Source organism: Zoogloea sp., from assembly GCF_028693495.1.
GTDB lineage: Bacteria > Pseudomonadota > Gammaproteobacteria > Burkholderiales > Rhodocyclaceae > Zoogloea.
In genome coordinates, this window is record NZ_JAQUVG010000139.1 from 1 (window position 1) to 6,552 (window position 6,552).

Below are 6,552 nucleotides of genomic sequence, written 5' to 3' on the forward strand. Positions count from 1 at the left end.
ATCGTGATGATGCTGGAGCAGTGGCTCCAGGCCTATGCCCCCGACTGGCGGTTCGAGGGGCGTTGAGCTCAGGGTAGCCGATCAGGTGGAGGGGTGGAACGCGGCGCTGACCAGCGTGTCCGCCTCACCCTGACGCAGCTGGATCTGGCCCAGCGCCTGGGCAATCGCCATGCACTGGCGGATGTCCTCGAGCAGAAGATCCCCCAGATCCACGCACAGGGCGGGCTCGGTGACCTCCTGACGGGCGGCACAAGCGGCCTGGATGACCTTGAGCACCCGAGGATAAACAGGGTCGTTGTGCAGTACGGTCGACAGTTCGGCCCGAGCCTGCAAAACCAGGCGGGAATCGACCGGGTGGTGATTGATACGCCGGACCTCCTGCAGGATCCACAGACGGACCTGACGGTGATTCTCCCGCTCCTGTTCCATCTGCAGACGTGCGATGGCATTGGACCAATCACTCGTCGTACTGGCCAGCCTGCCAGCTGCTGCACGCTCCCGCCAGGCGCTCCAGGCGATCAGGCCCAGAGCCAGCAGCCCGAAGACAGTGAAAAGCGCCACATGCATGATGTTCTCCGTTTGGGATTTGCGGTACCCACAGAATAGGTAGGTCCGTTCGGAGAACATTCACAAAAAATCACACAAAACACCAGAAACACTATTTTTTTGATTTTTTAGTCAGATAGCGCGACTTTCATCACGCCGGACAGGACAGGACACCTGGACCAGGATCTGCTCAATCCCGCAGCAGACGTAACAACATGGCATGTTTTCTGGCGTCGGCCACACCTGAGGCAGGGCAGGAATCGCCCCTTGCCCCTTGCAGTCCACCCGCCAAGCTATACACTCTGCGTTACCGGCGGAGGAGAACCGTCCGGCCCGTCCAGACCAACAAAAAGGAGGGAAACCATGGCCGCAACCGTACAGCAGATCCTGCACAACAAAGGCACCACCACCCACAGCGTACCCCCCGAAATCACGGTCCTGGAAGCCCTGCGGCTGATGGCCGAGTGCAACGTGAGCGCCGTTCTGGTCACAGAAGGGGCACGGCTCGTGGGGATCTTCACCGAACGGGACTACGCCCGGAAGGTGATCCTCAAGGGACTGACCTCCAAGGACACCAAGGTCGGTGAGTTGATGACCCAGAACATCCTTACCGTTTCCCCGAATCATACCGTGGAAGACTGCATGGCCATCATGACCCACAACCACGTCCGCCACCTGCCCGTTGTGGACAAGGGGCAGCTGGCCGGCATCGTCAGCATCGGTGATGCGGTCAAGGCCGTCATGGAACAGCAGAAGGCCACGATTGAACAGCTGTCCGGCTATATTTCGGGGGGCATGAGCACCTGACCCTTCTCTGGCCGGTGCGCCCTCCGCCCCCGGCCAGGCACTACCCGCCCCCCCACCCGCATGAGTTCACGGGTTCCCCCCCGCCACCGGGAAATGCACCTCAACCACCAGGCCAACGCTGCCCCGGGAATGGCACTGCCCGCTTCGGAGAGTCAGGCGGGCCCCCAGGATCTCGGCAATTCTGGCCACGATCGACAGGCCGAGACCACATCCATCGCTGTCCACCTCGCCCCCCCGGGCAAAGCGGGTCAGCATCTGCGCACGCGCCTCCTCGGGAATGCCCGGACCATCATCCTCCACCCTCAGCAAGCCGGTGGACGCGTCCACCAAAACACGGACTCGGCCACCCGCGGGTGAATAACGCAGGGCATTGTCCACCAGGTTGCGCACCAACACCTCCAGCCACCAAGCGTTCCCCGCTACCCACAAGGGCAGGGGTGCATCGATCTCCAGGGTCTGTCCATGCCCCAGCGCCTCCCGCTGCAGACTCACGCACACGCGCTCGGCGACCCCCCTCAGCTCAACCCGCTGGTCCGCCTTCAACCCGGCTTCAGGATCCAGCCGAGCCAGGGTGAGGAGCTGCTCCACCAGATGATTCATCCGTTCAACCCCGCTCAGGACCTGGGTCAGGGCATGCGAGCGGACCGCCTCATCCGGGCTGCGGGCAGCAACCTGAGCCTGGATCTTCAGCGCGGCCAGCGGGGTCCGCAGTTCATGAGCCGCATCGGCGGTGAAGCGTCGTTCATTCTCCATGACACTACCCACCCGCTCCACCAGGGCATCCAGGGAGCGGACAAGGGGTGCAATTTCTCCAGGCATCGGACCGGGAACGGTCACCCGGACCAGACGGCGGGCATCCAGCCCTCCCAGGGCTGCGGCCACTTCAGCGACGGGCCGCAGGGCACGGCCCACCACAGCCCAGATCCCCAGCGCCATCAGGGGAAGGCCGATCAGAATGGGGACCAGCATGTGAAGGGCAATCTCCCCGGCCAGACGATAACGCGCCTCGTGGTTCTGGCCTACGATCACCCGGTAGGTGCCGTGGTCATGGTCCACCGCATAGAAACGCCACAACCGGCCTTCCAGATCGTGTTCGTCAAACCCCTTTTCCCGACTGACCAGCTGCTCCGGCATTTCGGCGGAGCGCACCAGCAGCTCCCAATCACCGTCCTTCCCGCGGGTCCAGGCCTGAAAGGCCACCGGCAACTGGTAGGCATGCTGGTGCTCGGCCATCTCATGGGCAATCTGGCTCGCGTCTCCGGCGACCACGATGGCCAACAGGGTTTCAGCCACCTGCACCAGCTGGGCATCAAAAAGCCCGTCCGCTTCACCATGGGCCGTCTGGAAGGCCACGATGGCCGAAGCCACCCACAGGGAAGCAACCACCCCGACCAGTAGGGCCACCAGGCGACGGCGCAGGGAGTAAACCTTGCCGGTCAGGCTCATCGGGACACCTCATCCACCCGGTAGCCGACCCCCCGCACCGTACGGATCAGGTCGCTGCCCAGCTTGCGACGCAAGTGATGGACATGCACCTCCAGGGCATTGCTGTCCAGTTCATCACCCCAGGCATAGAGCTGCTCCTCCAGTACCCGCCGGCTCAACACCCTGCCTGCAGCCTCCAGCAGCACCCGGAGCAGATCAAACTCCCGACTGGTCAAGCTGACCACCCCACCCTGCAGTGTCACCACCCGCGCAGCCGGATCCAGCACCAGGTCCCCATGAATCAGACGTGCCTCCGCCCGGCCCGCGGCCCGCCGGAGCAAGGCCCGGAGCCGGGCAGCAAGTTCATCCAGGTCAAAGGGCTTGATCATGTAATCGTCCGCTCCCAGATCCAGGCCGCGGATCTTGTCAGCAACCTGATCCCGAGCCGTCAGAACCAGCACGGGTATGCCATTGCCCCCCGCCCGCAGACTGGCCAGCACCGACAGGCCGTCCCGGCGGGGCAAGCCCAGGTCGAGCACCAGCGCGGTAAAATGCTCAGCCTCCAGCGCAGCCAGAGCCGCCTCTCCGTCCCTGACCCACTCCACCCGGAAGCCCGCCCCGGCAAGCCCTGCCTTGAGGCCATCCCCGAGCAGGCGATCGTCTTCCACCAGCAAGATCCGCATGGTCCGTTCATCCTCCGTTCCGCCCGCTTGATTACCGGCAGCGGCAGGATGCCACAGCCCCCTGCAGGCGGCCTTAAGGTTTCCTTAAGAAGCGCCCGCCATAATACGAAATCCTGCCATTCCCTGCCGGTCCCATGCCCGCCCTTAACTTCAGCATCCGCCTGTGCATCCTCGCTCTGCTGGTCACCACCGTGGCCCGGGCCGCCGATGCGGACTTCATCCCACTCAGCCCGGCTCAGGCTCAGGCCCTCGGCATCGGCACAGAAAGGCTTCCAGGCGCCTCAGGAGCCAGGGCAACTGGCCTGCCGGGTACGATCAGCATCCCCAACGGTCAGCAACGGGTCGTCGCAGCCCCCCTGGCCGGCATTGTGGAAAGTCTTGAAACGGCCCCGGGGATGAACGTGCGGAAGGGACAGATCCTGGCCCGGATCGCCAGCCCCCAGGCCCTGGAACTGCAACGGGACCGGGTGCAGGCCGATGCTCAGGCCACCCTCGCCCGCCAGACCCTCCAGCGGGACGAGCAACTCTTCAGGGAAGGACTGATCGCGGAGTCCCGGCTCCAGGCCAGCCGGGCCAATGCCACCCAGGCCGCAGCCCAGGCCGCCGAACGACGCCAGGAGCTGACCCTCGCCCAGCATTCCGGCGGCCAGACCCTGAGCCTCGCAGCCCCGATTTCCGGGAGTGTCCTCGAGCAGAGCGTCACGGTAGGCCAGCGGGTCGAGCAGGCCACCCCGCTGTATCGGATTGCCCGTCTCGACCCCCTGTCCGTGGACATCCAGGCCCCCCTTGCCGTGGCCAGCCAGGTCCGGGTGGGAACCCCGATCCGGATCCCCGCAGATCAGGCCAGTGGCGAGATCATCGCTGTTGGCCGGGCCGTGGATCCGGCCAACCAGAGCGTTCTGCTGCGCGGCTTGATCACCCGGGGCACGGAAGCCCTCCGCCCTGGACAGGTCACCGCCGTCGATCTGGATCTTCCCCCAGCCAAGAACCCGGGCTACACCACCCAGATCGCCCAGTCCGCCCTCATCCATCACAGGAACCGCCAGTGGGTCTTCGTGGCTGACAAGAATGGTTATCGGGCCCTTCCGGTGCAGACCACGGGCCGCTTCGGCGGAGCCATCCTGGTCAGCGGGCTGCCTGCCGGCGCCCCGGTGGTGACCACCGGAGTGGCGGCACTCAAGGCCAACTGGCTGGGCATCGGGAAAGACTGACACGATGCTCTCCCGACTGATCGAATTTTCCCTCACCCAGCGCCTGCTGGTGCTGGTGGCCACGCTGCTGCTCATCGGTGGCGGTGTGTTGGCCTGGCATGGCCTGCCCATCGACGCCTTCCCCGACGTCTCAACCACCCAGGTCAAGCTGATCGTCAAGGCGCCCGGGATGACACCGGAAGAAGTGGAGGCCCGCATCACCGTGCCCATCGAACAGGAAATGCTGGGGATTCCCCACCAGCGCATGCTCCGCTCCACCTCCAAGTATGCCCTGGCCGATGTGACCCTCGACTTCGAAGATGGAACGGACATTTACTGGGCCCGCCAGCAGGTGAACGAACGACTGGCGGGTGTGATCGGTCGCTTGCCCGCCGGCGCAGATGGGGGTCTGGCCCCGATCACCACGCCCCTTGGAGAAATGTTCATGTTCACCATCGAGGGGCCCCTGTCTCTGGAGCAGAAGCGGACCCTGCTCGACTGGACCCTGCGCCCGGCCCTGCGCACCGTGCCCGGGGTGGCGGATGTGAACAGTCTGGGCGGCGAGGCCCGGGTCTTCGAGATCGTTCCCGATCCGGCAGCCCTCGCCGCACGGGGACTGACCCTGCCCCAGCTGCAGGCCGCCCTGGAGGCCAACAATCGCAATGACGGTGCCGGGCGCCTGACCGAAGGGGAAGAAACCCTGCTGGTGCGGGCCGAAGGGGCGATCCGTCACCTGGACGACGTGGGTGCAATCGTGCTGCAGGGCAAGGATGGCAAGGTCGTGCGGGTGGCCGACGTGGCCGATGTCCGCATCGGCGCGCTGACCCGCTACGGAGCCGTCACCCGCAATGGCGAAGGAGAGGCGGTTCAGGGACTGGTCCTCGGCCTGCGCGGCGCCAATGCCGGAGAGGTCGTTGCGGGGGTGAAGGCACGCCTGGCCGAGCTGGCGCCCACCCTGCCGGAAGGCGTCTCGATCGTCCCGTTCTATGATCGCAGCGAACTGGTGGGCCGGGCGGTACATACGGTGGCCAAGGCCCTGCTCGAAGCGATCGTGCTGGTCCTCGTGCTCTTGCTGGCGTTTCTCGGCAATCTCAGGGCCGCGGTGGTGGTTGCACTGATGCTCCCCCTGGCGGCCCTGGCCACCTTCATTGCCATGGGCCAGGTGGGCCTGTCGGCCAACCTGATGAGCCTGGGTGGTCTGGCAATTGCCATCGGCATGCTGGTGGATGCCGCCGTGGTCGTGGTGGAGAACGTGGAATCCCAGCTTGCCGAAGGGGGCGCCTCCGCACGCCAGCCCCTGCTCCACATCGTTTTCCGGGCCACCCGGGAAGTGGCCACCCCGGTGTCCTCAGGGATCCTGATCATCGTGATCGTGTTCCTGCCCCTGCTCACCCTGGAAGGACTCGAAGGCAAGCTGTTCAGGCCGGTGGCGGTCACCATCGTGTTCGCCCTGTCCGCCTCCCTGCTGCTGTCCCTGACCGTCGTACCGGTCCTCGCCTCCTTCCTGCTCCAGCGCGGTGGCGCCCATGAGCCCTGGCTGGTACGCAAGCTGCAGGCCGGCTACGCTCCCCTGCTGGACTTCGCCCTGCGCAAGGGGCAATGGATGGCCATGATCGCAGGTGCATCCCTGCTAGCCGCCGGGGGGGCCTACCTGACCCTGGGCAAAACCTTCATGCCCACCATGGATGAGGGAGACCTGATCATGCAACTGGAGAAACTGCCCTCCATCAGCCTGCCCCAGACCATTGCCACCGACCTCCGGGTTCAGCAGGCCATCCTCAAGGCGGTTCCGGAAGTGAAGGCCATCGTTGCCCGCTCCGGATCGGACGAACTGGGGCTGGACCCCATGGGGCTCAATCAGACCGACACCTTCCTGGTCCTCCAGCCCCAGGAGCAATGGC

The 6,552-nt window shown here is 65.3% G+C and carries 6 protein-coding genes; 3 read left to right on the forward strand and 3 right to left on the reverse strand.

The features are described 5' to 3' along the window. Positions 1-81: 81 nt before the first annotated feature. Positions 82-567 (reverse strand): hypothetical protein, encoded by a 486-nt coding sequence (locus PHD22_RS15920; protein WP_299869093.1) that lies wholly within the window; start codon positions 565-567, stop codon positions 82-84. 342 nt (positions 568-909) lie between these two features. Here PHD22_RS15920 and PHD22_RS15925 point away from each other — a divergent pair, with 342 nt between their 5' ends. Further along, positions 910-1,353: a CBS domain-containing protein gene (locus PHD22_RS15925; protein WP_299869096.1), complete on the forward strand. Its 444-nt coding sequence runs from the start codon at positions 910-912 to the stop codon at positions 1,351-1,353. A 66-nt stretch (positions 1,354-1,419) separates the two neighbouring features. On the opposite strand, the gene PHD22_RS15930 is transcribed toward PHD22_RS15925, so the two are convergent. Both PHD22_RS15930 and PHD22_RS15935 read right to left on the reverse strand, forming a co-directional pair. Next, complete coding sequence (locus tag PHD22_RS15930) at positions 1,420-2,799, reverse strand: ATP-binding protein (protein WP_299869099.1); 1,380 nt, start codon at positions 2,797-2,799, stop codon at positions 1,420-1,422. Then, on the reverse strand, positions 2,796-3,461 hold the full coding sequence (locus PHD22_RS15935; RefSeq protein ID WP_299869102.1) for a response regulator: 666 nt from the start codon (positions 3,459-3,461) through the stop codon (positions 2,796-2,798). Before PHD22_RS15935 ends, PHD22_RS15930 begins: the two co-directional genes overlap by 4 nt. A 134-nt stretch (positions 3,462-3,595) precedes the next feature. On the opposite strand from PHD22_RS15935, the gene PHD22_RS15940 reads away from it, so the two are divergent. After that, complete coding sequence (locus tag PHD22_RS15940) at positions 3,596-4,672, forward strand: efflux RND transporter periplasmic adaptor subunit (RefSeq protein ID WP_299869105.1); 1,077 nt, start codon at positions 3,596-3,598, stop codon at positions 4,670-4,672. 4 nt (positions 4,673-4,676) lie between these two features. Further along, the coding region (locus PHD22_RS15945; RefSeq protein ID WP_299869108.1) for an efflux RND transporter permease subunit at positions 4,677-6,552 on the forward strand (1,876 nt) is incomplete at its 3' end.

Coding starts and splice junctions, on each gene's coding strand:
- PHD22_RS15940 (WP_299869105.1), top strand. CDS start 3,596: ATGCCCGCCCTTAACTTCAGCATCCGCCTGTGCATCCTCGCTCTGCTG.
- PHD22_RS15920 (WP_299869093.1), bottom strand. CDS start 567: ATGCATGTGGCGCTTTTCACTGTCTTCGGGCTGCTGGCTCTGGGCCTG.
- PHD22_RS15930 (WP_299869099.1), bottom strand. CDS start 2,799: ATGAGCCTGACCGGCAAGGTTTACTCCCTGCGCCGTCGCCTGGTGGCC.
- PHD22_RS15935 (WP_299869102.1), bottom strand. CDS start 3,461: ATGCGGATCTTGCTGGTGGAAGACGATCGCCTGCTCGGGGATGGCCTC.
- PHD22_RS15925 (WP_299869096.1), top strand. CDS start 910: ATGGCCGCAACCGTACAGCAGATCCTGCACAACAAAGGCACCACCACC.